The organism is Streptomyces sp. NBC_01717, from assembly GCF_036248255.1.
Classification (GTDB): Bacteria; Actinomycetota; Actinomycetes; order Streptomycetales; family Streptomycetaceae; genus Streptomyces.
Genome location: NZ_CP109178.1, coordinates 4,384,096 through 4,408,967, shown reverse-complemented (window position 1 = coordinate 4,408,967; position 24,872 = coordinate 4,384,096). Strand labels below are relative to the sequence as shown.

Sequence of the window (24,872 nt, the reverse complement as noted above, 5' to 3'; positions counted from 1 at the left end):
CGTCCGTCACTCACGGTCGGGCTCGGCATCTGGGTCAGTGGCGCTTCTGGGAGAGCTGGAAGACGTCCGCGGCGAGGCGGGTGGCGGCTTCCCGGGTCGAGTGGGCGAGCAGCTCGGTACGGATCAGGCCGCCGGCCGCGAGGTGCCGGTCGTACGGCAGGACCTGGACGCTCGCCCCGGTGGACCTGAGCTTGTCGGCGGCCTCGGCCAGGTCGAGCCCCGAATGCGGCACCAGTTCGGTGAGCACGACGACCGTGCCGGCGATGACATGCTGCGGCAGCCCCTGCATCCACTGGAGCACCGAGTACGTACTGGTGACGCCCTCCAGCGTGGCGGGGGCGGTCAGGACGCGGGCCTGGGAGGCGGAGAGCGCGACCCGGGCGACCTCGGCGGGCAGCGTCTCGCAGTCGACGACCGTGACACCGAAGTAGCGGCGCAGTGAGACCATGACGCCCTCGTACGCCTTGCTGCCCAGCATCGCGCCGATCTGCCCCTGGCTGCCGGGCAGCAGCCAGGCGTTGCCCGGCAGTTGGACGAGGTAGCCGGTGATGTCGAGCAGTGACATCTGCGGTTCGACGATGTCCGCGAAGTCGCCGATGGTCCAGCGCAGCGTCTCCGCGCCGAGACGCAGCGGCAGGGAGCCGAGCGCCGGATCGGCCTCGACGACGAGGACCGGGTCCTGCCGGTAGTGCGCGTACGTGGTGCCGAGCAGGGCCGCGACGGTCGTCTTGCCGGCGCCACCCCGGATGGAGGTGACGGAGATCTGCCGACCGGTCGTCACAGGCTGCTGGAGCACCTCGGCGATCCGGGTGATCTCGGCGACCTCCTTCGCGGCCGACGAGGAGACGGTGCGGCGCAGGGCGCGCGTGGCACGCGAGGCGAACGACTGCCCGTGCCGGGGCTTGCGCCCCGCGGTGACCAGGGCCTTGTCCACCACGGGCCGGGAGTCGGGGGCGTGGTGGGGGCGGGTCGTGGGGGTGTACGCGGAGGTGTGCGCGGGCGTGGCCCCGGGCTGCTGCTGCGCGGCGGCGGCCTGCTGGGGCGGGTAGCCGTAGGCGGCGTCCGGTGCGGGCGCGGCCTGTTGCTGTGGTGCGTGCCCGTACGTGGGGCCCGGCGCGGCCTGCGGGTACGCGGCGGGGGCCTGCGGGTATCCGGCGGAGGAGCCTGCGGGGGTGCCCTGCTGGGGCGGGTAGCCGTAGGCGGGGTCCGGTGCGGGGGTGTTCTGCTGCTGTGGTGCGTATCCGTATGCGGCGTCGGGTATGGGTCCGGCCTGCTGCTGGGGCGGGTACCCGTATGTGGCGTCCGGCGCGGGGCCGGGGGCGGGCTGGGCGTATCCGGCGGGGGTGCCCTGCTGGGGCGGGTACCCGTAGCCGGACTCCGGTGCGGGGGCGCCCTGCGGGGGTGCCGCGTGCCCGGGGTTCGGCGTGGGGCCGCCCTGGGCGTATCCGGCGGGGTCCTGCGCGCTCTGCTGCCCCGCTCCTTGCTGCGGCGGGCCCTGCTGCGGCCTGCTCTGCCGGCCGGCGGCGCCGCGCAGGTCGCGCAGCACATCGCCCTGCCAGTTGTCTCCGTTCGGCATGTCAGCCTTCCTCTTTCCGCCCTGCTGCCCCGCTCGGAGCGCCTGAGCGTGGACTCAGAACTTGTTGAGCAGCTGTCCGTACACGCCGAATGCCCCGACGGCGAGCGGGAAGAGCCCCACGACGCCGATGGACTCGACCAGGTCGGCCATACGCCGCAGCCGGACCTGCACATGCTCGGGCGGCTGCACCGCCAGGACGAGCAGGGGCAGGACCGCGGCCGCGCAGAGCACGGCGAGCGGCCCGGCGCCTCCGGAGTGCTGCATCCACACCATGACGAGGCGTACGACGAGGACCGCGGCGGCGGCGATGAGTGCCACGACCTCGGCGACCAGCGGGAAGGCCCGGGCCCGGGACAGCAGCACGAGGGCCACGAGCGCGGGCAGCGCCGCGGTCCACACGGTCGGTGTCTGCGCCTGGGTGAGCAGCCAGCCGCCGGCCGCCGCGGAGACGGCGGTGACCGTCGTCGCGAGGGCGAGGCCGCGGTGGGTGGCCGCGAGGGCGTTGCCCACCTGGTGGCGGCTGACGGAGACGCCGCCGGAGCGGCGGTCGTCGAGTGCGGTCAGCCCGGAGGCCATCAGCGCGAGCCGGGGGAGCAGCCCGAGCAGCACCACGGAGAAGACGGCCATGACGGCGCCCAGCCGGGACAGGTCGTCCTGGACGGCGGCGACGGCCTCCCACACGACGGTGATCGCGGCGGTCGCCACGGCCCCGATGAGTCCGCCGCGGCCGAGCGGCGAGAAGTAGCCGAGCAGCAGCAGTACGAGGACGAGTGCGCCCGCGACGGCCGCGAGACGTGCGGTTCCCGACCAGTCGTAGGCGTCCGCGGCGGTCCAGGCGGTGAGGATGCCGAGGCCGCCGGAGGCGAGCAGCAAGGCGGTCGCGAGGCCGCGGTTGCCCTGGCCGATCCTGGCGACGAGTGCGCCGGCCACCAGGAGGAGGAGCGTGACGGCGACGAGCGCGCCCGCGAGGGCGTCGAGTGCGAACTCGCGGCGGGCGAGCAGTGCCGCGATCACTGCGAATGCCACGGTCGCCACGCCCGCGCTGGCCCGGCGGGCGGCGGGACGCCAGCGCCACGCCTGGAGGTCGAGGTCGTCGGCCACCAGATCGGTGACGTCGTGCACGACGGGGGCGGGGGGCGCGGAGTGGGCCCGGACCAGCCGGAGCACGGCGCCGTCCGCGATCTCCGCGGAGGACAGTGTGCTGTCGTGCGGCAGCGCGGAGCCGTCGGATGTGATCAACTGCCGTGTCATCGGGCGCGACGCGGCCCGGTCGTCCAGCAACTGCAATATGTCCGGAAGCAGTTGGCCGATCGGCGTGTCGGACGGCAGGACGATGTCGGCCCGGCGTCGCTCGCCTACCAGGGTCACCCGGCTCAGCTGAGCCCGGGAAGTCATTGCTGTGCTCACCACTTTACGGGAACCTATCGTCGCGACGTTGAGGACGGGGGCCGGCTGGGCGCGCCCATGGTGCTGTTCACAGAGGTCGTCATCGGGCGGCCGGGGCTACGGAGAACCGGGGCTGGATTTCCCGGACTTGTCCGGTTTCGCCGCGGGCGTCGGCTGCTCGTACTGCTGCTCCTGGCGCTGCTGCTTCTCCTGCTCGGCCTTCTGCTTCGCCAGCGTGTGCTGGAGGAAGGACCACCCGACGCATCCCGCGCACAGGACGGCCGCGATGGCGATCCCGGCGAACACCTTCCCGAGCCGCTCGTCCGCCGTGCGCCGCGACCGCTGCACACCGAACAGCAGCGCGTCCCGCATCCTGCGGCGGCGTACCGCCACCGACTCCAGAAGCTGGCTGTCGTAATCCCGTGCCATTCGTCGTCCGCTGCCTCAGTCGTCCATTGCCTCGGTCGTCGGTGAACCGTCGCGCGTACCGCGTCCTGCGTCCACTGCATGAACGCTGCCTCGCCCGGCCACTACCCATCGGGCACGCCCGACGCGCCCCACGGCGCCGAGGCCCGCGCCGGGCGATGTCGTCCGCTGCGCTGCAGTCGGCTGCGTGTGTCGCGGCATACGGAAATCCCCCTTGCTTTGCCTCCGCAACATAAGGCATGGACAAGTCAGCAGTACAACCCGTACCCGGGAGTGGGACAGACCCCGGACAATCATGAAGCAGAGCCAAAGGACAGGAATCAGGGCGATACAGACGGTCGGTCGGTGAGGCGTGGGGCGGGGATGAGGAACGGCGGGGCGCCGGGGCTGCTCGGTCCGCAACGCTGCCGATGAACGACCGGTGCTGCTCGGACCGGTGGGCCTGCACCCACCGAGTCGTGCGGTTCAGCTGCTCACGCACCGGCTTCGGTGCGCGCGTGTGCCTGACCGAACATCGAGGAATCCGATGAGCCACTCGGGGCGTACGGCGCGCAGACGCAGGGGCAACTCCGGGTCGTCGAGCGGACGCTGGATCGGAATGCGGGTGGTAGCGGCCATGCCGCCCAGCGGAGAGATGAACCAGTCCGGTGACTCTGCCTATGCCAGGGAGGGGATCATCTCTCGCCCTTGAGCCAGTTCTTCGTGGGACGACCCTTCTCGTCCCACTGGCGATCCGCCAGCAAGGTCAACCCGTCCTCGGCGAACACGCGCTCAGCGGCGAGCGTGCCGTTCGGGTGCCACTCTTTGGAAACCCCTACAGGAAGCCCCATGCGGGCCGTTCCCTCGGACCTGAGCGTGCCGTCCTTGTACCACTCACGGCTGGGACCGTCCTGCACGCCGGCCACGTAGGAATCCAGGCTGACAACAACGCCCCCCAGGCGTTCTTCGGCCTCGCCCGTGAAGGGTTCCCCGCGGTACAGCACGCGCTGCCCCTGATCCATATCGACGTCGGGGTCGTCGATGTCGATTCGTGCCACCTCGGCCATCAGGGAATCCAATTGTCGTCGGTCGGCGGATTTCCGGTGAACCTTCGATGCAAGCTGCCCACGTCATCCAGCGTAAGGTTGCAGTTTGCACGGAAGCCAGTGTGACGAGATCGCGTTCACGGTCTTCGCGTCCCTCTGCGTCGATTCACTTCCCGGTGCCCGAGACGGCAATGGCACCGACTTCGGCGTCCGGAAAGGCCACAGGGCGGCTCTGCTGAGTCTGCTGGGCGAGGCCGGCTTCGCCGAGACACCCCACTACGGAGAGTCGCGTAGCGATGCCGATGCCGCCGACGCATGGACGAATCAGTTCCACCCCAGGCTGCTGGGCTCGAACAGTTCGTGCTGGAAGTGCTGCTCCCGAGGGTCAGAGCAGGTCGGTCAGGTCGGGGCCACGGCCCCCATGCATCACTGCTTTGCTCAGTGCCGAGTTGAACATGCCTGACGTCTCTTCCGGTCACTTGACCGACTTGGCTGTGCTATCGCCGAGCGCCTTGGTGTAGCCCTCGTCGTCGGGTAAGGCTTGACGTGCCGAGGTACTCGGACAATCAGTGTGTGCCGGCTCGCGAAGGAATCACCCTCACATTCCCGTTCCTCTCGCGAATCCACTGCTCGAGGTCGGCGCCGCCCAATTCCTTGGGGCCTTCTTCAGTAAGAGCTTCGACCGGACCAAAAACTGTTCCTGAGAATCCGTCCAGGTCAGTGTTCTCGTCGATCCTGACCTTGAAGGAGTTCTCGTCCACCACTGCATTCGTCAGATCGGCCCCACAGAGGTTCACGTCCAACAGGGATGCACCCATCAGTCGCGTACCGCGGAAACTCGCCCCCGAGGCATCGACGTCGTAGAGCGAAGCCTTGACGAGGTCGGCCCCGTCGAGAGTTGCTCCCCGGAGCGTCGCATCGTCGAAGTTTGCCCGTACCAGCGAGGCGTTGGTCAGGTTCGCTCCGGAGAGATCCGCTCCCTCGAGATCTGCACGGTAGAGATCTGCTCCAGCCAGGTTCGTACCGACCAACATGGCCTCGGTGAACCATGATTCGGAGAAGTTTCCGCCCGACAGGTCTGCGGCGCTGAAGTCGAGACCCACGGCGTCGAGCCCTTTACCGTCCGATTCCTGCAGCCATTCATGCAGCCGTTCGGCGGCGGCTCGGCCGGCAGGGAATTCGTGCGGCGCCCAACCCTTACGGGTGCGAGATGACATCATCTTCCCCACGGCATCGGACCTTCGCCCACCGCGACCGGACCGGATGGCAATGTGCGTGATCACGTGTTCTCCCCTGGAGCTCAGGTGGGGAACTCGCCGAGCCAGCTGCGCTGCAGGAGGTGCTTGGGCAGGTAGTCGGACTCCACTGCGAGAGGGATCTCGCCGTCGTGAGCGAGGCAGGCCAGGGCAAGAGGGCCCAGAGCGATACGGCCATCAGGATCCTTGGCCCGGTCCTCGTCAGCCGTCCAGTACGCCTTGTGCAGTTCAAGCGCCTCCACCAAAGCCTGGTTGAAACCCTGCTCATCCTTCTGGACGAAGCGGTGGAACAGGCCGATCGGCGGGTACAGAACTCCCTGGAGCAGATCCCGGGGAGTGGCCGAGACCGCTTCGGGATAGGACCCTTCGATCGCAGCCACCAGCTTCTCCACCAGGCCAGGACGCTGTAGCCAGTACGTCTGCAGAGCATCCACCCAGTGGTAGATGTACTCGTCGTACTCTCCCTCGGGCGAACGCAGACCATCCAGCGGAATCTGACACAGCTGCGTCATCCTCTTCTGGTCGCGGCACACGATCGCCAGCCAGAACGCCGTCAGCCAGTTTCCCGCGTCGGCGAACGAACGCTGCCCGATGGCCGGGAGAGTCCGCATCTCACGATTGATGCGGCACTCGACGGTCCCCTCGGTCGCCCCCGTCACGGCGAACAGCGCCGACCCCACCTGCATGGCGGCGACCACCGCTTCCCATGTTTCCAGCTCCGCGGCCTGCGGATCGACCGTGCAACGCGCCTCCAGGTAGAGGAGAGCGGTACGGAACGCAGAGTCGATCATGGTCGGCGATGCTTCGAGCCGATCGATGGATTCGGCCAGGTCCTCGCCGAGAAGTTCGGCCCACTGCGCGGAGTTGGGTCCCGCCTCACTATGCCGGGGAACAGTGATGGTCACGGGGTGCTCCGTTCAGCGATATCGCTGGTAGTGGTCGAAGAGATTGATCGGCGGATGACACCGACCGGCAACAGTTCCGTGTCGGCATGACGGGCCGTTTCGGGGCGGTGCCTTCGCTGCTTCAATGAGCTTGTTCCAACGACGCTGCCCGGCTCTGTCGACCTGGGTCCACAGAGCCGGGCAGTGCAGAGTCGCACTCGCCGGACGGGGTACGGGAATTCCGCAAGCTCGATTGGTCCGGAGCTCCCGCAGGGCAGGGCCTCACTCCACTGTCACCGAGGAAGGCAACGTCATCAACTGCGAGTCTGCGTTCAGGTGTCGTACTCGCCGACCCAGTTGCGCTGGAGGAGAGCCTTGGGAAGGTATTCGGACTCGATCTCGATCGGAATACCGGCGTCATGGGCCATACAGGCGATGGCCAGTGGGGCGAGAGCGACCAGGCCTTCGCCACTCAGAGAACGCGCCTCGTTGGCGGTCCAGTACTCCTTGTGCCAGGTGAGAGCGTCGACCAGTGCCGCGTTGAACTTCGGGGCGTCCTGTCGCTGGTAGCGGTGGAAGAGCTCCAGCGGCGGATAAAGGATCTTCAGCATCAGCTCTTTGCCGGCGACCTGTGCCCTCTCGGGGGCGGTTCCATTGACCGCCGTGACCAGGGTGTCCCAGGTTTCCCGCCGCCCGAACCAGGCGTTCTGCAGGGTCTCCACCCACGCGTAGATGTACTCGTCGAACTCCGCGCCGGACTCGCGAAGGAACGAGATGGGCACCTGCGCCAGCTGGTTGAGACGCTCGTTTTCGCGGCAGATCGTCGCCAGATAGAAGGAAGTGAGCCAGTCCCCCGCGTGCAGGTAATCCTGTGGGCCGGTCGCGGGCAGGTTCTTCACCTCGCCCCTGCTGCCGATATGGCACGGCACGGGCCCTTCGGCCGCCGTACCTGAGATGAACAGGGCGGAGCCGACCTGCATGGCCGTGACCCACGCCTCCCATGTCGGGAACTCCGTGGCCATCGGGTCCGTCAAGCAGTGCCACTCCGCTGCAGCCAGGGTGTAGCCCAAGGCATCGAAGCGGTCGAACTCGGACGTCTCGAGATCGTCGAGCACCTCTTCGGCGGCCTTGATGATCGGCGCCATGGTTGCAGCCGCGTTGTCCGTGCGGAAGTCGTGGCGGGGAATGTGCGTGACCACTTGCCCTCCTCTTACTAGATCTTCAAATGCTCGAGCATGGCACCAGCGTAGGAGGAGCCAACGGGGTCTTTTGCCTTCACCAGGACATACTGCAGCTTCCCCTCTTTCAGTGCGGTACGGAGCTCCGCCGCGATCTCGGCATCACGTCCACCGCGCTTCGCCATTTCACCGAGAATCGTGCGGATATACAGCCTGGTGCCCTGCTTGACCCTCATGCCCTGAGCCCCGCCGTCGTCGCCCAGGTTCGGGTTGGCTGGGTTCTCCGGGTCGGCACGGCCGTGACGCCAGTCGAGATCTCCGCTCGGGGCCTTGGCCTCGACGATGAGGCGCTCTCCGTCGGGGCCGAGCTTGTACACCTGGTCGAACATGTTGGCGCCGTTGGGTGTCTTCGGAAGCTCGATCACCTCGGCCGTCGGGAACTCGTGGGGAACCACGTGCAACGCGGCCGCCTTCTCGCCCAGCGCCTCAGATAGCTTGCTGTTGTTGGGTACGTCACCAACCTGCTCGGTGTATGCCTCCTTCGCCTTGGCGAGGGCCTCCTCCGTCGTGGCGGTCGGCATTTCGTCGTACGCCTTGGCCGCGTTGGTGAGGTCCACAGAGGCCTTGCGGTTCGCTGCTGCGTTGTCAAGCTCCGGCAGATTCCCGTCCGGCACGGTGTCCGTCCCGAGCGGCTTCGAGCCGAACTTTGTCTCGGACGGCCCGCTCGGCAGGTCGTACCTGGAGATCCACTTACCCTCGGCGTTTTTGGCCAATTGGGGGAGCTCGACGCCGTCCACCACTTTGATGCTCTTGCGGCGGCCGAGTATGTCGTAGTGCTTTGCGAACCACTGCCCGTCGGGCTCGTTGGCCCTCCGGATGTGCTCGTCCTGGATCTGCTTCCGCTCCGCGGCGGTCAGTTCCCGGTCCCCGCTATGGCCGTTCCCGATGCCCTCGTCCGTGTGGTTCGCGGGTGTGTCCCCGTCATCAGCGGCATGGCCGGAGTCATCCGCTGTGTGGGCTGCGTCATCCGCGGAGTGGCCCGCGTCGTCCGCGAAGTGCCCCAGGTCGTCCGCATTACCAGGGCCGGTCGGGCCGTTGTGGCGGGCGAGCCCGTTGTCGGCGGTGGAGCTGGCGGGCACGTCGTGGCTGCTGGAAGGGCCTGTGCCGGGGGTCCCGGTCCGCTGTCCCGGCACGTTCTCGCCGGCACGGCTGCCGGACCCTGTGTTGTCCAAGCTGTTGGTGGGCATGTGGTCGCCGGCGTGGCCGGTGGGCATGTGGTTGCCGACTCCGCCTCCGGGGAGGTGGTTGCCTGCGTTGCCTCCGGGGAGGTTGTCGCCGATGTTGTTGCCCGGGAGGTTGTCGCCGGTGCGGCCGATGTCGCCGAGGTCGTTGCCGAGGCTGTCGCCGATGCGGATGGCGTGGTCGCCTGCGTTGGTGCCGACGTGGGCAGCGTTGTCGGCGGTGTGGGCGCCCGCGCCGACCAGCGCCGGTTCCCTGTCCGGGGGGCCGGCGTGCGGGGTGTCGGCGCCGGTGCCGGGGTTGATGTCGGGGGAGGGTTCGACGCGGGCGTCGTCGACCTTCTGGAGGACGTTGCCGTTCTCGTCGAGGAGGTTGTACTCGTTGTCGAAGTAGCGGGCGGGTGCACCGGGTGCCGTGGGCAGCTTGGTGGCGCCCTCGGGCAGGACCGGGACATCGTCGGGCAGCTTGAAATTGCCGTCGGGGAGCTTGACCGCCCCGTCCGGGATGGCTGCTCCCTCGGGGAGGTGTACGGCCCCGTCGGGCAGCTTGAGCGCACCCTCGGGCAGCACGATCGCGTCGTCCGGCAGCTTCGGGATCTCGATGTTCTCGATCCCCTTGAGGCCCTTCGCGATGTCGCCGATTTTGGAGAGGCCTGCGCCGGCGCCTTTGGCGATGTAGGTCATGGGGTCGATGACCTTGCCGGCTTTGCCTGCGACGGAGAGGACCTTGGCGACGGCGCCGGCTTTGCCGGCTCCGGAGACTCCGGCGCCTGCGCCGCCGGTGAAGACGGTGGTCAGGACGTTGAAGGTGACGGCTCCGGCGGCCCGTCCGGGGTTCTTGCCCCATTCGTCCCAGGCGACGAGTGCTTTGCCGGTTTCCTTCATGGCGGTGCGTGAGTCACGCAGCCAGGAGGGGAGTTTGTCGTCGGGGAGGGTCCAGAACAGGGCGCCTGCGCCGGGGATCGCGGTGATCGCGAGGCCGGTGGCGAGTTGGGCGAGGCCTTTCCAGGCCTGGCCCATGGCGTCCCAGCCGCCGAACCCGACGAGGGTGCCCAGGCCCTTGATGGTGCCCCAGATCCCGTCGACGATCAGTCCGTCCCAGACGAACGACTTGACCCAGTGGCCGACTTCCCAGACGTGGTGCTTTTCCTCGACCGGGTCGCCCCAGGGGAGTTTCGCGTTCTTGAGGTCGTCGGCGTTGAATCCGTACTGGTCTTTGCGGTCGGATCCGTCGCCGGCGACCATCTGGGTTCCGCCGAACAGGGCGGTGATCTTGTTGTGGCAGGTGCGTTCGGCGGCCCAGAACGCGGCGACGGTCGCGGTGACGTCGTCGCGGAGCTGGTTGTGCTCGTCGATCTTGTCTTCGTCGTACTCCCAGTCGTCGTCGTCCTTGTTCGCGTTGACGAACGTCGTCGCGTCCGTCTTCAGCTGCTCGAGCTTCGCGGCCAGCGGGCGGACTTCGGTGGCGTAGTCCGACAGGGCGGTGGAGACTTTTTCCAGGTCGTCGGCGAAGGTGTCGGCCCGGTCCTGGACCGGCTTCGTCGACGCGAAGAGTTTCTCCGCCTCGGGGGCCTGGTAGTAGGCGGACAGACCCTGGAACTGGGTGTGGACATCGGACCCGGTGCTGCGGATGTGCCCGGCATCGGTTTTCAGGCTGCCGTAGTCCTTCTCCAGCTGGCCGAGGTCGCCGGTGAACTGCGGTATCGCTTCCGGCTTGATCACTTGGTCTGCACCCCGGGCTTCGTCAGGTCCAGGTCCGGGATACCCAAAGCCTTGCGCTGTGACTCGGCGGCCATTTCCAGGTCACCGTTGAGGTAGGCGGTCGTCGCGTCGACCGCACCGGTCAACGACTTCCCGGCCCGGGCGGCGATGAACTTCAGGTCCGTCGTGGCGTGTTCGGCGTACTGCGACAGGGCGAGAGCGACCAGGCCGCCACCGGCCTTCTCCCCGCCCTCACCACCGTCCTCCGCGGTGATCGTGCCCGCACTCGTCGCCGCCGACGTCAGATGCGTGCCGTACGACTTCGCGTACGACTCGATCTTCCCCGCCGTCTCACCCGTCGTCTTCAGCACACCCTGAATACCCTGCGGCTTCAGATCCCACCCGGTCACCAGCACACCCCCGTGCCCCAACTACCCACCACGAACAGTCGAACAAAACGTTTCCGCGCGCACCACGGTCCCGAGGGCCAACACCCCCGGGAAATCCGGTGCGGTGAGGTCTCAGCCGATGTTGTCGACGGCTGCCTTCGCGCGCGTGATCGTGTGCTGCGCGGTCCCGTCGTTCTTCTCCAGCGTCGTCTTCAGCAACTGGATGATGCTCTTGACCTCCTGCGAGGCCCGGTTCCACCGCATTTCCTTGCCGTGGTACTCATCCGCCACACCGTCCGCGGTGAAGTCCGCCATCGCAGCCTTCACCTGGCCGTCACGCGCTGCGATCACTTCCTCCAGACGCGCGATCACGACCTGGATGTTGCCCTGCGCATCCGCCGACGCACCCGTGTCATACGCCCGACGATCACTGCCACCAGCCATCAACAAACACTCCCCGTGAAATCCGTGAAATCTGTGGAACCCAAGAAACCGAGAGGCGGTCAGCGTCCGCCGAAGCGGGCCGCGTCGAAGTTCGCCGCGCCCATCTGCTGACGCGCGTTGTCACCTTGCTCCTGGTCACCCGAGCCGAACGCCTGCTCCATGCCCGACTGACCACCCAGCAGCGCCGACAGCGAACCGTTCAACGCCGCCGTGATCTCGTCCGACCGGTTCTTGAACGAATCGAACGCCACCCGCCCCGCACCGTTGAACTTCCCCTCCAACGGCGCAGCCGCCTGAACCAACTGACGGATCAACGTGCCCAAGTCATCACTCGAACCACGCGACTTCGACGTCAGACTCGACAGAACCTGCGCCCCCATGTCGAACTTCATTCGCTTCCCCCTGCCAGGCCAAGTGATCCTTTACGACACCCATCCTGACGAACGAGCCACGCCGGTTCAACCCGAGACCGCCCGTTGTGACCAACGCATGACAGAGCCGACTGCGATGAGTCACGCCGTGTCCGGCTCCCTGGCCAACTCCTTGAGAGCGGCAAGGGTAGGTGCCTCGGCCTGCGAACCAGCGACGACATGACTCGATTCGATGTCGCTCGAATCCATGATCATCTCGGCGAGGGCGACCGTAGGAGCTGTACCGCGCGCCTTGAACTCGCGCAGTTTCATCTCCCACAGAAAGCCACCGTTGAATGCGCGGGGGCCGGCAGACGACCGTGGCTCCCAGGCTGCCGCGTCATCTTCGTCGTTACCCCACACATAGCCCAGTACCGTGTCGGTTCCGTCCGCCACGGCAAAATGACGGACGGGACCATCCGTCCTGTAGCCATAGTCCGGGGGCCCGTCGCCGCGCTCGAAGTGCAGGTCCTCATCGAAGCGCGGATTGGGTCGGTTTTCGCTGGTCACTCTCACTCCGGGTTGGCCCGTCTCCGGACCGCCTCGGCGTTCGGCGCCTCGGTCAAGGACCCGGGTACGACGTGGCTGCTCTTCGTGGGGTCCGACTCCTGAATCATCTCTGCCAGGGCGGCGGAAGGCACAATGCCGCGGGCCTTCGCATCGTGGAGCTTGATGGCCCACACGGAGCCCTCGTTGAACGCCTCGTGGCCGCCCGCCTTGCGGACCACCCACCCGGCGGCGTCGTCCTCGTCGTTCGCCCAGGCGTAGCCGATCACCTGACCATGCCTGTCCACGACGGTGAGGTACTGAACGGGCCTGTTGGACAGACGGCTGTAGCGCGGTGGCCCACCGGGCGCCGCGTTGAACAACAGGTCCTCGTTCAATCGCGGATTGGGCCGCTGTTCCCTGCTCATTCGGGCTGTGCTCCGTCACTTCTCGATGGGGGTGGTCAGCCCTGGTTCGCCAGTTCCTTGAGTTCATCGAGGGTCGTGGATTCGGCCGGCGAGCCGGGCACGACGCGGCTTCCTTGAATGTCGCTCGTGTCCCGGATCAGTTCGGTGAGCAGGGTGGTGGGGGCGATCTCTCGCGCCTTCGCGTCCCGCAGCTTCCGAAGCCATGCGGCGCCGGCATTGATCTCGGCGGCGCCCAGCCCTGGCGGCACCAGCCAGCCGGCGGCATCGTCCTCGTCGTTCGCCCAGACGTATCCGATCACCACGCTGTTGTCCGCGACCACCCGCACATGCTGCACAGGCCCCCGCGCGACACGGTTGTAGCGGGGCGGTCCGGCGATGCGCTTGAACTGCATGTCTTCTTCGAAGCGCGGATTGGGTCGGTTTCCGCTGGTCACCCTCACTCCGGGTTGGCCAGTCTCCTGACCACGTCGGCGTTCGGCGCCTCGGTCAAGGACCCGGGTACGACGTGGCTGCTCTTCGTGGGGTCCGACTCCTGAATCATCTCTGCCAGGGCGGCGGAAGGCACAATGCCGCGGGCCTTCGCGTCGTGGAGTTTCCTGGCCCATCTGGCGCCCTTGTTGAATGCCTCGTCGCCGCCCGCCTTGCGGACCACCCACCCGGCGGCGTCGTCCTCGTCGTTCGCCCAGACATAGCCGATCACGTCGCCGTCTCTGTCCGCGACGGTGAGGTACTGAACGGGCTTCTGGGACAGATGGCTGTAGCGCGGTGGTCCACCGGGCGCCGCGTTGAACAACAGATCCTCGTTCAGGCGCGGATTAGGTCCCGGATCAGGTCGCTGTTCCCTGCTCATACGTGCAATGCTCCCTTACTTCGCAGGTAGGACTTCCCCGTAGACCTGGGCCTGGCCATTGTCCATGAACACACGGGTCACCTTGAACTCGGAGCCACGGGCCAGGAGCAGCTCCCGTTCCTCCACGTCGAACTTGCTGACCTTCTCCAGCCACAGCGCGGGCGTCCCCTTCGGCACACGGAGATGCAGGATCGCCTCCTTGCCCGCGAAGCTGGGCACCGGGTGATTACCGAGGGAAGTGGAGGTGTATCCCTTGTCGGGATAGGTATTGCCCAGCATGTCGAGCGGAGACTCCAGGTTGAGGTGGCCCAGACCAGTACCCCGGACGACCATGATGTCGTCGGGCACAGGTCGGGTCGACATGACCCTGTCCATCTCGCCGATGTCATGCAGCACCTCGGGCCTCGGGCCGTAGCCGGGCGTGCCTCGCAGATGGCCGTTCATGTCGTGGTACGAGGGGAACGTCTCGCCGGTGTAGTCCCAGAGCGCCTGCTTCGCCGACGGGTCCAGGTTGTCGACGTAGTCGTTCCAGTAGTCCCGGCCGTATTCGATCGCTGCCAGGTCGTCAGTGAACGGAACGGTGCCATCGGTGAGTTCGGCTGCGGCGACCCTGTGCTTCTCGGCGGTCGAGAGTTCATCGAAGTCATCCGCAGAGATGTGCGGGCTGTACTTGAAGTCGTCCGCCGCCCCGGCGACATCCGTCCCGTCCACGCCATGGTGGCCGGCCGTAGCCGCGTCGTCCACGCCGTGCAGCGCGTCGCCTGCGGCGCCGTGCGGGTCGACATGTCCGCCGGTGTCACCGGCGTGCGTCGCGTCGTCGGCGTGTGCGGCCACGTCGTCGGCGTGCCCGCCGGGGTGCGAGGCGTCGTGCCCGTGCGTACCCGGTGCGTCGTGTCCGTGCGTGGTCGGGACGTCGTGCCCCGTAGCCGTCGGGAAGTGCTCGCCGGGAACGTGCGCTGCCGGTCCGCCGGGTATGTGGCTTGCGGGACCGCCAGGTACGTGGCTCGCGGGGTCGAACGCCGCAGGGGCAGGGCCGAACGAGCCGCTCGGGACGTGGCCTGCCGGCGTGCCCGGTATGTGACCCGCAGGACCGCCCGGCACGTGGCCCGCCGGGTCGAACGCCGCCGGGGCGGGGCCGAACGATCCGTTCGGTACGTGCGACGCCGGGCTCCCCGGTACGTGGCCTGCAGGGTCGAAGGCCGCCGGGGCAGGCCCGAAGGAACCGTTCGGTACGTGGGTCGCCGGAGCGCCGGGCACATGGCTGCCGCCGCCGGCCGGCACGTTGTCGAAGCCGCCACCCGTGTGCGGCACATCGGGAATGCCGCTTCCGGCATGGACTCCGGGCACCGACGTGGGCTGGATCTGCCAGGAGGTGGGCAGCGACGTCCCGGGGACCGTGGCGTGCGGGATCGAGGGCGTGTCGAGCGCGCCGGTCGGTGGGATGAGGTTGCCGTTGGGGTCCAGCACGTGTCCGTCGGGCAAGTGGAACGAGCCATCGGGCAACGTGGGGATCTCGATGTTGCCGATGCCCTTGAGGCCTTTGGTGATGTCGCCGATTTTGGAGAGGCCTGCGCCGGCGCCTTTGGCGATGTAGGTCATGGGGTCGATGACCTTGCCGGCTTTGCCTGCGACGGAGAGGACCTTGGCGACGGCGCCGGCTTTGCCGGCGCCGGAGACTCCGGCGCCTGCGCCGCCGGTGAAGACGGTGGTCAGGACGTTGAAGGTGACGGCTCCGGCGGCCCGTCCGGGGTTCTTGCCCCATTCGTCCCAGGCGACGAGTGCTTTGCCGGTTTCCTTCATGGCGGTGCGTGAGTCACGCAGCCAGGAGGGGAGTTTGTCGTCGGGGAGGGTCCAGAACAGGGCGCCTGCGCCGGGGATCGCGGTGATGGCGAGGCCGGTGGCGAGTTGGGCGAGGCCTTTCCAGGCCTGGCCCATGGCGTCCCAGCCGCCGAACCCGACGAGGGTGCCCAGGCCCTTGATGGTGCCCCAGATCCCGTCGACGATCAGTCCGTCCCAGACGAACGACTTGACCCAGTGGCCGACTTCCCAGACGTGGTGCTTTTCCTCGACCGGGTCGCCCCAGGGGAGTTTCGCGTTCTTGAGGTCGTCGGCGTTGAATCCGTACTGGTCTTTGCGGTCGGATCCGTCGCCGGCGACCATCTGGGTTCCGCCGAACAGGGCGGTGATCTTGTTGTGGCAGGTGCGTTCGGCGGCCCAGAACGCGGCGACGGTCGCGGTGACGTCGTCGCGGAGCTGGTTGTGCTCGTCGATCTTGTCTTCGTCGTACTCCCAGTCGTCGTCGTCCTTGTTCGCGTTGACGAACGTCGTCGCGTCCGTCTTCAGCTGCTCGAGCTTCGCGGCCAGCGGGCGGACTTCGGTGGCGTAGTCCGACAGGGCGGTGGAGACTTTTTCCAGGTCGTCGGCGAAGGTGTCGGCCCGGTCCTGGACCGGCTTCGTCGACGCGAAGAGTTTCTCCGCCTCGGGGGCCTGGTAGTAGGCGGACAGACCCTGGAACTGGGTGTGGACATCGGACCCGGTGCTGCGGATGTGCCCGGCATCGGTTTTCAGGCTGCCGTAGTCCTTCTCCAGCTGGCCGAGGTCGCCGGTGAACTGCGGTATCGCTTCCGGCTTGATCACTTGGTCTGCACCCCGGGCTTCGTCAGGTCCAGGTCCGGGATACCCAAAGCCTTGCGCTGTGACTCGGCGGCCATTTCCAGGTCACCGTTGAGGTAGGCGGTCGTCGCGTCGACCGCACCGGTCAACGACTTCCCGGCCCGGGCGGCGATGAACTTCAGGTCCGTCGTGGCGTGTTCGGCGTACTGCGACAGGGCGAGAGCGACCAGGCCGCCACCGGCCTTCTCCCCGCCCTCACCACCGTCCTCCGCGGTGATCGTGCCCGCACTCGTCGCCGCCGACGTCAGATGCGTGCCGTACGACTTCGCGTACGACTCGATCTTCCCCGCCGTCTCACCCGTCGTCTTCAGCACACCCTGAATACCCTGCGGCTTCAGATCCCACCCGGTCATGCCCTACCCCATGCTCCCCGTCACCGACCGGCGCCCAACCGCACCCAGGTCAGCCGATGTTGTCCACCGCGGCTTCCGCCCGCGGATCAGCCGATGTTGTCGACGGCTGCCTTCGCGCGCGTGATCGTGTGCTGCGCGGTGCCGTCGTTCTTCTCCAGCGTCGTCTTCAGCAACTGGATGATGCTCTTGACCTCCTGCGAGGCCCGGTTCCACCGCATTTCCTTGCCGTGGTACTCATCCGCCACGCCGTCCGCGGTGAAGTCCGCCATCGCAGCCTTCACCTGGCCGTCACGCGCCGCGATGACTTCCTCCAGACGCGCGATCACGACCTGGATGTTGCCCTGCGCATCCGCCGACGCACCCGTGTCATACGCCCGACGATCACTGCCACCAGCCATCAGAAACCCCAACCCCTACTGCTCAGCGTCCGCCGAAGCGGGCCGCGTCGAAGTTCGCCGCGCCCATCTGCTGACGCGCGTTGTCACCTTGCTCCTGGTCACCCGAGCCGAACGCCTGCTCCATGCCCGACTGACCACCCAGCAGCGCCGACAGCGAACCGTTCAACGCCGCCGTGATCTCGTCCGACCGGTTCTTGAACGAATCGAACGCCACCCGCCCCGCACCGTTGAACTTCCCCTCCAACGGCGCAGCCGCCTGCACCAACTGACGGATCAACGTGCCCAAGTCATCACTCGAACCACGCGACTTCGACGTCAGACTCGACAGAACCTGCGCCCCCATGTCGAACTTCATTCGCTTCCCCCTGCCAAGCCGAGTGATCCCATAGGAGGCCATCCTTGCGAACCCGGCACGCCCGTTCAACCGGCGATCCCGGCCGCGACCGACGCATGACACGGCCGCGCGTGATCAAAGGCGTATGAAGCGGATATTCAGGCCATCGCGAGTTCGTGGGTTCGCGGGATCTTCAGAAGATCTTCGCGGGATCTCCGTCGGTCAGTGACGCCCCGCCAGCCGGTCCGCCGCCTTGGCGATGGGGTCGGTGCCGGGGCGCGGGGAGGTGAGTTCCCGGCGGTCCGCGGCGCGGTAGGCGGCGTACATGCCGTGGACGCCGATCCAGCGGAAGGGCTCCGGTTCCCACCGGCGGACCTTGTGGTTGACCCAGGGGAGGGTGGTCAGGTCGGTGGGGCCCGACTGGCCGGAGTCCTGCTGGATCAGGTCGCGCAGGGTGCGGGCGGCGAGGTTCGTGGTGGTGACGCCGGAGCCGACGTAACCGCCGGCCCAGCCCAGGCCGGTGGAGCGGTCGAGAGTGACGGTGGCGCACCAGTCGCGAGGGACGCCGAGGACGCCGGACCAGGCGTGGTCGATGCGGACGCCCGCCGTGGTGGGGAAGAAGCGGACCAGGATGTCGCGGAGCGCCTCGATGGTGGCGGGCTGGGTGCGGCCGTCGTTGTCGGTGGCGGAGCCGTAGCGGTAGGGGACGCCGCGGCCGCCGAGTGCGATGCGGCCATCGGCGGTGCGCTGGGCGTACATGTAGGCGTGGGCCATGTCGCCGAGGGTCTCGCGTCCGTCCCAGCCGATGGTGTCCCAGATCTCCTTGGGGAGCGGCTCGGTGGCGATCATCGAGGAGTTCATCGGGAGCCAGGTGCGCCGCTGGCCCTTGAGTCCCGAGGTGAAGCCTTCGGTGCAGCGCAGGATGTACGGGGCGCGGACGGTGCCGTACGGGGTGTGGGCGTGCTTGGGCCTGATCTCTGTGACGGGGGTCGATTCGTGGATGGTGACGCCGAGCGCTTCGACGGCGTCGGCGAGGCCCTTGACCAGTTTGACCGGGTGCAGGCGGGCGCCGTGCGGGGTCCAGGTGGAGCCGACGGCTCCGGTGACGCGGATGCGTTCGGCGGTCTCGCGGGCGCCGCGCAGGACACGGTCGGTCTCGCCGAAGGCGATCTCCACGGAGTGGAAGTCCTTGAGGCGGGCCAGCTGGGCGGGGGTGTACGCGACTTCGAGGACGCCGCCCTGGTGGATGTCGGCGTCGATGTTCTCCTCGGCGGCGACGCGTACGACTTCGTCGACGGTGTCGTTCATCGCTTTCTGGAGGCGGACCGCGGCGTCGTGGCCGTGGAGTTTCGCGTAGCGGTCGCGGCCCGCGATGCCGTTGTAGAGCCAGCCGCCGTTGCGCCCGGAGGCGCCGTATCCGCAGAACTTGGCTTCCAGGACAGTGATGTTGAGGAAGGGGACGGCCTTCTTGAGGTAGTAGGCGGTCCACAGGCCGGTGTATCCGCCGCCGACGATGCAGACGTCGGCCGTGCTGTCGCCGGGCAGGGGTTCGCGGGCTGGGGGGGTGCCCTGATCCGCGTACCAGAACGATATTCCGCCGTTGACCGTGCTGACGGTGCTCATGTTGCCCCTGCTTGTCCGCTGTGAAGCCCGAGTCTGTGTGAAGCCCGGGGCCGTGTGAAGCCCGAGTTCCTGTGTGGCGGGACGTTACTGCGCGAGGGGTGGTTTCGTCGTCCCCCGGGTGAGCGGGTAGCAGGCGAGACCGATGAGTGCGGCGGTGAAGTGACCGAGGTCGGTGAAGGTGCGGCCGGTGATCAGGGGGACGCCGTAGACGACGAGGACGGCGAAGAGGTACACCAGCCGCCAGGGGCGGGGGACGTGGTACGTGAGGACGGCGACCACACCCGCGAGTGCGTAACTGACCCCGACGTCCAAGGTGTTGACCACGGACACGGGTGCCTGCCCGTGGCGGACGGCCCAGGCGAGGACGCCCTCGCTGACGAGCGTGGCCAGGACGTGCGCGAGCGCGGCGACCGCGAACCACCGCAGCGTGCCGAGCCAGCGTTCGGCGGGGGCGTGGAAGACCGTGAAGAGGAAGGCGTACGTGAGCCAGTGGCCGCCCTCGATCCAGAAGGCGCTGGAGATGAGGACGCGCACCGGGTCGCGGACGAGTTCGTGGATGTTGGTCGAGCGCTGGCGCAGGAAGTCCTCTTCGAAGTCGGGGGACATCTGGTGCACGACGAAGGTCGTGGCGAAGAGGATCGTCAGCCAGATGTAGGTGCCGGGGGCGCTGCGGATCCAGGCGCCGACGGCGCGGACGGCTCGCGCGGGAGCCGGGCGTGCGGGTGGGGAGGGACTGCTCGGGGCCATAGTCGATTGATGCACGGTCCTACGATCGGGTGCGTGATTGACATTCCGGACGCGCTGATCGCCACCCAGTCCAAGTACAACGGGGCGGCCGGGCGGGCGTTCGTGGCGGCGCTGCCCGGGCTCGCGGACCGGTTCCTGGGGGAGTGGGGGCTGCGGCGGGACGGGGCCGCGATGTACGGGGTGTGTGCGCTGGTGCTGCCGGTGGTGCGCGCGTCGGACGGCCGGCGGGCGGCGTTGAAGCTTCAGGCGCAGGACGAGGAGACGGCGGGGGAGCCGGTCGCGCTGCGGGTCTGGGGCGAGGCGGGTGCGGGAGCGGTGGGGCTGCTCGACCATGACCCCGGGACCGGCACGATGCTGCTGGAACGGCTGGACGAGCGACGGCCGCTGTCGGAGGTGGCCGATGAGCGGGCGGCGGTCGAGGTGCTCGCCGGGCTGTTGGCCCGGCTGACGTCCGTACCTGCGCCGGACGGACTGCGCCGGCTCGGGGATGTCGCGGAGCGGATGCTGGACGGGGTGGCGCGGGCGGTGGCCGGGCTGGCGGACGAGGAGGAGCGGCGGCTGCTGCGGGACTGCGCTGCGGCGGTACGGGAGGTGGCGGGCGAACCGGGGGACCGGCTGCTCCACTGGGACCTGCACTACGACAACATCCTGGCCGGCCGGGCCGACGAGGGCCGGGCGCACGAGTGGGTCGCGCTGGACCCGAAGCCGCTGGCCGGGGACCCCGGGTTCGATCTGATGCCCGCGCTGGCCAACCGGTTCGACGCGTCGGCGGTGCGGTGGCGGTTCGATCTGATGACGGAGGTGCTGGGGCTGGACCGGGAGCGGGCGCGGGCCTGGACAGTGGGGCGGGCGCTGCAGAACGGCCTCTGGGGTGTGGCGGAGGGCGAACACCGGCTGCCGCCGGACCAGGTGGAGATCGCCCGGCAGCTGCTGGGGCGGGCGGAGTGAGGGAGGGGCAGGGGCGAGCGGCGGCACAGGGCGGACGCGTGTTTACGCTGCCCTCATGATTCGTACCGCTACCGCTGCCGATGTCCCTGTCATTCACGCGATGGTCCGTGAGCTCGCCGACTACGAGAAGGCGCTCCATGAGGCGAACGCCACCCAGGAGCAGCTGCGCGAGGCACTCTTCGGTGAGCGGCCCGCAGCGTACGCGCACATCGCCGAGTCCGACGAGGACGGTGAGATCGTCGGTTTCGCGCTGTGGTTCCTGAACTTCTCGACGTGGCGCGGGGTGCACGGCATCTACCTGGAGGACCTGTACGTACGTCCGGACCGGCGCGGTGGCGGGCACGGGAAGGCGCTGCTGACGGAGCTGGCACGGATCTGTGTGGAGCGTGGTTACGAGCGTCTGGAGTGGTCGGTGCTGGACTGGAACGCCCCGTCCATCGCCTTCTACGAGTCGCTGGGTGCGCGGCCGCAGGACGAGTGGACGGTGTACCGGCTGACGGACGGGGCGCTGGCGGAGCTCGGCGGCTGATCTGTGCCGGACGCCAGCTACGGCACGAGGACGACCTTGCCCATCGTGCCGCGCGTCTCCAGGGCGCGGTGGGCGGCGGCCGCTTCGGCGAGGGGGAAGCGCTGGACGGCGGGGTGCAGCCGTCCGGCGGCGGCTTCGGCGAGCGCGCGTTCCTCGAGGACGCGCAGGCCGCCCGCCTTCTGCATCATCGCCGGTCCGAGGACGCCCTGGGATGTGATGCCGCGTTCGGCGAGTTCCTCGTCGGTGAAGGTGAGCGGGGACCCGTTGTGGAGTCCTTCGCCGGACCAGCCGAAGACGATGTGCTGCCCGCCCTTGCCGAGGAGGTCGACGGCCGCGCGGCCGGTGACGCCGCCCACGGAGTCGTAGACGACGGTGGCGCGGCGGCCGAGGCCGTCCAGGTGGGCGCGGACCCGCCGGGGCCAGTCGGGGAGGGTGTAGTCGACGGCGAGGTCGGCGCCGTTGGCCCTGACCGCGGCGGTCTTGGCGGGACCGCCGGCCAGGCCTATGACGATGGCCCCGGCGTTCTTGGCGTACTGCACGAGCAGGGTGCCGATGCCGCCCGCGGCGGCCGGGACCAGGGCGATGGAGTCGGGGCCGAGGTCGGTGAACTGCAGGATGCCGAGTGCGGTGCGGCCGGTGCCGATCATGGCGACGGCTTCGGCTTCGTCGAGGCCGGGCGGGATCCGGTGGAGCCTGTCGGCGTCGGTGACGGCGAGTTCGGCGTAACCGCCGGGGGCCGTGCCGAGATGGGCGACGACGCGCCTGCCGAGCAGTCCGGGGTCGGTGGACCCGCCGAGCATGTCGACCGTTCCGGCGACTTCCCGGCCCGGGACGGTGGGCAGTTCGGCGGGGGCCGGGAAGGGGCCTGTCATGCCCTCGCGCAGGGCGGTGTCCAGGAGGTGCACGCCCGCCGCGGCGACGGCGATACGGACCTGGCCGGGGCCGGGTACGGGGTCGTCGGTCGTCTCGTACGTGAGGTTCTCGGCGGGGCCGAAGGTGTGGAGGCGGACGGCGTGCATGGCGGGCTCCCCGGGTCGACTGGCTTTCGGGCCCACCCTCCGACCTCAACTCCGCTTGAGGTCAAGTGGCCGACCGGTCGGCAGGGACTGTTCGCTCGCTCCGAGCGCGAGCACGGCGGCCTCCATTCCGCTGTTGAACGACACCTCGCTGAGCAGTCCGGGCGCCGCGACCTGGTCGCCCGCGAGGTAGATGCCGTTGCCGCGGTCGATGGCCGGCCGGTCCCGCCAGGTGGTGCCGGGGCGGTCGACCGCGCCCGTACGGCCGGTGGCGAGGGCCTCGCGCCGCCACTCGACACGGTCGCGCCAGCCCGGGAAGCCGAGGTCGAGGAGGTCTTCGGCCCGGGCGACACCGGTCGCCTTCGACTCGCCGGGGGCGACCGGAATCTGGCCCTGGACGAGCTGTCGGCCCGCCGGGGCAAGGGTGCGGTCCTGGGCGCTGAAGCGTTCTGTCCAGCCGGGGGCGTCCAGGTCGGAGACGGCGAACGCGTCGCCGCGGCGGGTGCGCAGGGCCAGGTCGATCAGGGCGGTCCTGCCGCTGTCCCACGTCAGGGTGGGGTCGCGGAGCAGGCCGCGGGCGGCGTCGAGGGAGGTGGCGACGACCACCGGGCCGCTGCGGGCCAGCCCGTCGAGGGCGCTCGGGTCGATCCGGGTCGCCGTCTCGATCCGGACGCTCAGGTTCCAGGCGCGCGCGGCCATCCGGTCGATGACCTGCGCCCAGCCGCCGACCGGGTAGCGGGCCTCGGGCGGTAGTGCGGCGGCGCGGCGCAGCCGCTCCTGGACGAACGCGGCGGAGAGCGAACCGGGGTCGTGGTGGTAGAGCGCGACAGCGGCGAAATGTGCGGCCGCACGGGCGCCCTCCTCGCCGACCTGGGCGGTGGCCCAGGTGCGGAAATCGGTGTCGACGGGGGCGTGTTCGGCCCGGCGGCGGGTCAGGCGGAGGAGGGCGAGGGGCGGGGTCCTGCGCAGGGCGCCGCCCAGCCGGAAGCGGATTTTTCCGGCCTGGCGCAGCGGCACGGTGGCGGTCGGGCCGAGGAGGCCGCGCTGCGCGAGCCAGGTCCAGTGGGGTCCGCGGCGGTAGAGGGCGTGGGGTCCGTCATTGGTTCGATACGGGCCTTCGGCGGTCCTGGCGCGGCCGCCGAGGGTGTGGTGGGCCTCGTGGACGGTCACCAGGGCACCGGACTCGGCGGCCGTGATCGCTGCGGTGAACCCGGCGAGGCCGCCGCCGATGATGTGGATGCGCTGCATGTCTTCCGGTCCCCTCGGTCGAAGAAGCGTCACAGAAGGGACGGCCGGAAGCGCCGATGTGTGACATCGGCGCGCGGCGTTGTCGGTGGCGTGGGTCACGATGGGACCCATGGCACGTAACAGCAGGAGTGACGGCGGGGGCGGGAAGGGCGTCGTGGCGGCGGCGCGGCGGCCGGAGGTGCGGCTGCCGCCGCTCGTTCCGTACGACGGGGAGGGACTGGAGCCGGACGGCGACTACGACGGTGTGCGGTTCGAGGGGGTGGATCTCGCGGACGGGTCCGGGCCGGGCGCGCGGTTCATGGACTGCGCGCTGGAGGGGTGCGGTCTCGACCGTACGAAGCTGGTCAGGGCCCGTTTCATCGACTCGGTGCTGACGGGGGTGCGGGGTGTCGGCACCGACCTCGCGGGGGCGTCGCTGCGCGATGTGGAGGTGGTGGACGCGCGGCTGGGCGGGGTGCAGCTGCACGGTGCGGTGCTGGAGCGGGTGCATGTGCGCGGCGGGAAGATCGATTACCTGAATCTGCGGAAGGCGCGGCTGACGGACGTGGTCTTCGAGGGCTGTGTGCTGTCCGAGCCGGACTTCGGGGACGCGCAGCTGGTGCGGGTGGAGTTCCGGGACTGCGTGCTGAAGCGGGCCGACTTCAGCTCCGCGCGGATGGACGCCGTGGATCTGCGAACGGCCGCCGAGCTGGACATCGCGCGGGGGGTGGAGCGGCTGGCGGGGGCGGTGATCAGCCCGCTGCAGCTGATGGAGCTGGCGCCGGCCTTCGCGGCACAGATCGGGGTGCGGGTGGAGGCGTAGCGGGTTGCTGCGGTCCTCCGGGGCAGTCAGACGCGGGGGAAGCGGGCCTGGAGGTCCCAGATCACGGGGTTGTCGGCGAGCCCCTCGTGCATGTCGGCGAGGTCGGCGATCAGGTCGTGCAGGAAGTCGCGGGCCTCGCGGCGCAGGAGGGAGTGGCTGAAGGTGAGCGGGGGCTCGTCGCCGGGCATCCAGTCGGCCTCGACGTCGACCCAGCCGAAGCGGCGCTCGAAGAGCATCCGGTCGGACGATTCGGTGAAGTCGAGCTCGGCGAACTGCCGCCGGTGCGAGCGGCTGCCGCGCGGGTCCTGGTCGATCTGCTCGACGATGTCGCACAGCGCCCAGGCGAAGTCGAGCACGGGAACCCATCCCCAGGCTGTGGATACTTCGCGGTCCGCCTTGGTGTCCGCGAGGTAGACGTCCCCGGAGAAGAGATCGTGCCGCAGGGCGTGGGCGTCCGCGCGGCGGTAGTCGGTCTGCGGGGGATCGGGGAAGCGTCGGGAGAGGGAGTAGCCGATGTCGAGCAC

At 68.9% G+C, this 24,872-nt stretch carries 27 protein-coding genes; 3 read left to right on the top strand and 24 right to left on the bottom strand.

Going from position 1 to position 24,872, the window contains the following annotated elements; genetic code table 11:
* Positions 1-34: 34 nt before the first annotated feature.
* The 21 genes from OHB49_RS19940 to OHB49_RS19840 all read right to left on the bottom strand — a co-directional run bounded on the left by OHB49_RS19940 (position 35) and on the right by OHB49_RS19840 (position 19,805).
* Complete coding sequence (locus OHB49_RS19940; protein ID WP_329161914.1) at positions 35-1,576, bottom strand: hypothetical protein; 1,542 nt, start codon at positions 1,574-1,576, stop codon at positions 35-37.
* 54 nt (positions 1,577-1,630) lie between these two features.
* Positions 1,631-2,971 carry a type VII secretion integral membrane protein EccD gene (gene eccD, locus OHB49_RS19935; protein ID WP_313938503.1) on the bottom strand — a complete coding sequence of 447 codons (1,341 nt, stop codon included), beginning with the start codon at positions 2,969-2,971 and terminating at the stop codon, positions 1,631-1,633.
* A gap of 108 nt (positions 2,972-3,079) precedes the next feature.
* On the bottom strand, positions 3,080-3,391 hold the full coding sequence (locus OHB49_RS19930; RefSeq protein ID WP_030929537.1) for a hypothetical protein: 312 nt from the start codon (positions 3,389-3,391) through the stop codon (positions 3,080-3,082).
* A gap of 671 nt (positions 3,392-4,062) precedes the next feature.
* A complete protein-coding gene (locus OHB49_RS19925; protein WP_329161911.1) occupies positions 4,063-4,434 on the bottom strand; it encodes a toxin-antitoxin system YwqK family antitoxin in 372 nt (123 codons plus the stop codon).
* Positions 4,435-4,979: 545 nt separating this feature from the next.
* Positions 4,980-5,633, bottom strand: a complete 654-nt coding sequence (locus OHB49_RS19920; RefSeq protein WP_329166556.1) for a pentapeptide repeat-containing protein — start codon at positions 5,631-5,633, stop codon at positions 4,980-4,982.
* A gap of 80 nt (positions 5,634-5,713) precedes the next feature.
* Positions 5,714-6,574 (bottom strand): immunity 49 family protein, encoded by an 861-nt coding sequence (locus OHB49_RS19915; RefSeq protein ID WP_329161909.1) that lies wholly within the window; start codon positions 6,572-6,574, stop codon positions 5,714-5,716.
* Positions 6,575-6,885: 311 nt separating this feature from the next.
* Positions 6,886-7,752 (bottom strand): immunity 49 family protein, encoded by an 867-nt coding sequence (locus OHB49_RS19910; protein WP_329161907.1) that lies wholly within the window; start codon positions 7,750-7,752, stop codon positions 6,886-6,888.
* A 14-nt stretch (positions 7,753-7,766) separates the two neighbouring features.
* Entirely contained in the window at positions 7,767-10,691 is a 2,925-nt protein-coding gene (locus OHB49_RS19905; RefSeq protein ID WP_329161905.1) for a hypothetical protein, read from the bottom strand.
* The gene (locus OHB49_RS19900; RefSeq protein WP_326744825.1) at positions 10,688-11,080 is read right to left on the bottom strand and encodes a DUF6507 family protein; all 393 of its coding nucleotides are present in this window, start codon (positions 11,078-11,080) and stop codon (positions 10,688-10,690) included. Before OHB49_RS19900 ends, OHB49_RS19905 begins: the two co-directional genes overlap by 4 nt.
* 111 nt (positions 11,081-11,191) lie before the next feature.
* Positions 11,192-11,503 (bottom strand): pore-forming ESAT-6 family protein, encoded by a 312-nt coding sequence (locus OHB49_RS19895; RefSeq protein WP_267003503.1) that lies wholly within the window; start codon positions 11,501-11,503, stop codon positions 11,192-11,194.
* Between the two features lie 59 nt (positions 11,504-11,562).
* Positions 11,563-11,895 carry a hypothetical protein gene (locus OHB49_RS19890; protein ID WP_329161895.1) on the bottom strand — a complete coding sequence of 111 codons (333 nt, stop codon included), beginning with the start codon at positions 11,893-11,895 and terminating at the stop codon, positions 11,563-11,565.
* Positions 11,896-12,015: 120 nt separating this feature from the next.
* Complete coding sequence (locus OHB49_RS19885; RefSeq protein ID WP_329161902.1) at positions 12,016-12,423, bottom strand: hypothetical protein; 408 nt, start codon at positions 12,421-12,423, stop codon at positions 12,016-12,018.
* 2 nt (positions 12,424-12,425) lie between these two features.
* Positions 12,426-12,827 (bottom strand): hypothetical protein, encoded by a 402-nt coding sequence (locus OHB49_RS19880; protein ID WP_329161901.1) that lies wholly within the window; start codon positions 12,825-12,827, stop codon positions 12,426-12,428.
* Positions 12,828-12,862: 35 nt separating this feature from the next.
* Positions 12,863-13,261 carry a hypothetical protein gene (locus OHB49_RS19875; protein ID WP_329161900.1) on the bottom strand — a complete coding sequence of 133 codons (399 nt, stop codon included), beginning with the start codon at positions 13,259-13,261 and terminating at the stop codon, positions 12,863-12,865.
* Between the two features lie 2 nt (positions 13,262-13,263).
* Positions 13,264-13,677: a hypothetical protein gene (locus OHB49_RS19870; RefSeq protein WP_329161899.1), complete on the bottom strand. Its 414-nt coding sequence runs from the start codon at positions 13,675-13,677 to the stop codon at positions 13,264-13,266.
* A 15-nt stretch (positions 13,678-13,692) separates the two neighbouring features.
* Complete coding sequence (locus OHB49_RS19865) at positions 13,693-16,314, bottom strand: ADP-ribosyltransferase (RefSeq protein WP_329161898.1); 2,622 nt, start codon at positions 16,312-16,314, stop codon at positions 13,693-13,695.
* The gene (locus OHB49_RS19860; protein ID WP_326744825.1) at positions 16,311-16,703 is read right to left on the bottom strand and encodes a DUF6507 family protein; all 393 of its coding nucleotides are present in this window, start codon (positions 16,701-16,703) and stop codon (positions 16,311-16,313) included. The genes OHB49_RS19865 and OHB49_RS19860 overlap by 4 nt, the downstream gene beginning before the upstream one ends.
* An 86-nt stretch (positions 16,704-16,789) precedes the next feature.
* Entirely contained in the window at positions 16,790-17,101 is a 312-nt protein-coding gene (locus OHB49_RS19855; RefSeq protein ID WP_267003503.1) for a pore-forming ESAT-6 family protein, read from the bottom strand.
* A 22-nt stretch (positions 17,102-17,123) separates the two neighbouring features.
* Positions 17,124-17,456 (bottom strand): hypothetical protein, encoded by a 333-nt coding sequence (locus OHB49_RS19850; RefSeq protein ID WP_329161895.1) that lies wholly within the window; start codon positions 17,454-17,456, stop codon positions 17,124-17,126.
* 201 nt (positions 17,457-17,657) lie between these two features.
* Positions 17,658-19,058 (bottom strand): NAD(P)/FAD-dependent oxidoreductase, encoded by a 1,401-nt coding sequence (locus OHB49_RS19845; protein ID WP_329161893.1) that lies wholly within the window; start codon positions 19,056-19,058, stop codon positions 17,658-17,660.
* Between the two features lie 84 nt (positions 19,059-19,142).
* Positions 19,143-19,805: a rhomboid-like protein gene (locus OHB49_RS19840; RefSeq protein WP_329161891.1), complete on the bottom strand. Its 663-nt coding sequence runs from the start codon at positions 19,803-19,805 to the stop codon at positions 19,143-19,145.
* A gap of 9 nt (positions 19,806-19,814) precedes the next feature.
* Between OHB49_RS19840 and OHB49_RS19835 the strand changes: the two genes are divergently transcribed.
* Entirely contained in the window at positions 19,815-20,753 is a 939-nt protein-coding gene (locus tag OHB49_RS19835; RefSeq protein ID WP_443079543.1) for an aminoglycoside phosphotransferase family protein, read from the top strand.
* A 55-nt stretch (positions 20,754-20,808) separates the two neighbouring features.
* Positions 20,809-21,282, top strand: a complete 474-nt coding sequence (locus OHB49_RS19830; protein WP_030979439.1) for a GNAT family N-acetyltransferase — start codon at positions 20,809-20,811, stop codon at positions 21,280-21,282.
* A gap of 17 nt (positions 21,283-21,299) precedes the next feature.
* Here OHB49_RS19830 and OHB49_RS19825 read toward each other — a convergent pair whose 3' ends face one another.
* Together OHB49_RS19825 and OHB49_RS19820 are read right to left on the bottom strand one after the other, a co-directional pair.
* A complete protein-coding gene (locus OHB49_RS19825) occupies positions 21,300-22,301 on the bottom strand; it encodes a zinc-binding dehydrogenase (RefSeq protein ID WP_329161888.1) in 1,002 nt (333 codons plus the stop codon).
* A 45-nt stretch (positions 22,302-22,346) separates the two neighbouring features.
* Positions 22,347-23,546 carry an NAD(P)-binding protein gene (locus OHB49_RS19820; RefSeq protein WP_329161886.1) on the bottom strand — a complete coding sequence of 400 codons (1,200 nt, stop codon included), beginning with the start codon at positions 23,544-23,546 and terminating at the stop codon, positions 22,347-22,349.
* Between the two features lie 100 nt (positions 23,547-23,646).
* Between OHB49_RS19820 and OHB49_RS19815 the strand changes: the two genes are divergently transcribed.
* A complete protein-coding gene (locus OHB49_RS19815; protein WP_052190119.1) occupies positions 23,647-24,348 on the top strand; it encodes a pentapeptide repeat-containing protein in 702 nt (233 codons plus the stop codon).
* A gap of 26 nt (positions 24,349-24,374) precedes the next feature.
* Here the strand turns inward: OHB49_RS19815 and OHB49_RS19810 are convergent, their stop codons facing one another.
* A complete protein-coding gene (locus tag OHB49_RS19810) occupies positions 24,375-24,872 on the bottom strand; it encodes a hypothetical protein (protein ID WP_030979447.1) in 498 nt (165 codons plus the stop codon).

Coding starts and splice junctions, on each gene's coding strand:
- eccD (WP_313938503.1), bottom strand. CDS start 2,971: ATGACTTCCCGGGCTCAGCTGAGCCGGGTGACCCTGGTAGGCGAGCGA.
- OHB49_RS19840 (WP_329161891.1), bottom strand. CDS start 19,805: ATGGCCCCGAGCAGTCCCTCCCCACCCGCACGCCCGGCTCCCGCGCGA.
- OHB49_RS19860 (WP_326744825.1), bottom strand. CDS start 16,703: ATGACCGGGTGGGATCTGAAGCCGCAGGGTATTCAGGGTGTGCTGAAG.
- OHB49_RS19930 (WP_030929537.1), bottom strand. CDS start 3,391: ATGGCACGGGATTACGACAGCCAGCTTCTGGAGTCGGTGGCGGTACGC.
- OHB49_RS19940 (WP_329161914.1), bottom strand. CDS start 1,576: ATGCCGAACGGAGACAACTGGCAGGGCGATGTGCTGCGCGACCTGCGC.
- OHB49_RS19835 (WP_443079543.1), top strand. CDS start 19,815: ATGCACGGTCCTACGATCGGGTGCGTGATTGACATTCCGGACGCGCTG.
- OHB49_RS19855 (WP_267003503.1), bottom strand. CDS start 17,101: ATGGCTGGTGGCAGTGATCGTCGGGCGTATGACACGGGTGCGTCGGCG.
- OHB49_RS19825 (WP_329161888.1), bottom strand. CDS start 22,301: ATGCACGCCGTCCGCCTCCACACCTTCGGCCCCGCCGAGAACCTCACG.
- OHB49_RS19820 (WP_329161886.1), bottom strand. CDS start 23,546: ATGCAGCGCATCCACATCATCGGCGGCGGCCTCGCCGGGTTCACCGCA.
- OHB49_RS19880 (WP_329161901.1), bottom strand. CDS start 12,827: ATGAGCAGGGAACAGCGGCCCAATCCGCGATTGAACGAGGACCTGTTG.
- OHB49_RS19870 (WP_329161899.1), bottom strand. CDS start 13,677: ATGAGCAGGGAACAGCGACCTGATCCGGGACCTAATCCGCGCCTGAAC.
- OHB49_RS19895 (WP_267003503.1), bottom strand. CDS start 11,503: ATGGCTGGTGGCAGTGATCGTCGGGCGTATGACACGGGTGCGTCGGCG.
- OHB49_RS19815 (WP_052190119.1), top strand. CDS start 23,647: ATGGGACCCATGGCACGTAACAGCAGGAGTGACGGCGGGGGCGGGAAG.
- OHB49_RS19845 (WP_329161893.1), bottom strand. CDS start 19,058: ATGAGCACCGTCAGCACGGTCAACGGCGGAATATCGTTCTGGTACGCG.
- OHB49_RS19890 (WP_329161895.1), bottom strand. CDS start 11,895: ATGAAGTTCGACATGGGGGCGCAGGTTCTGTCGAGTCTGACGTCGAAG.
- OHB49_RS19920 (WP_329166556.1), bottom strand. CDS start 5,633: ATGATGTCATCTCGCACCCGTAAGGGTTGGGCGCCGCACGAATTCCCT.
- OHB49_RS19850 (WP_329161895.1), bottom strand. CDS start 17,456: ATGAAGTTCGACATGGGGGCGCAGGTTCTGTCGAGTCTGACGTCGAAG.
- OHB49_RS19925 (WP_329161911.1), bottom strand. CDS start 4,434: ATGGCCGAGGTGGCACGAATCGACATCGACGACCCCGACGTCGATATG.
- OHB49_RS19830 (WP_030979439.1), top strand. CDS start 20,809: ATGATTCGTACCGCTACCGCTGCCGATGTCCCTGTCATTCACGCGATG.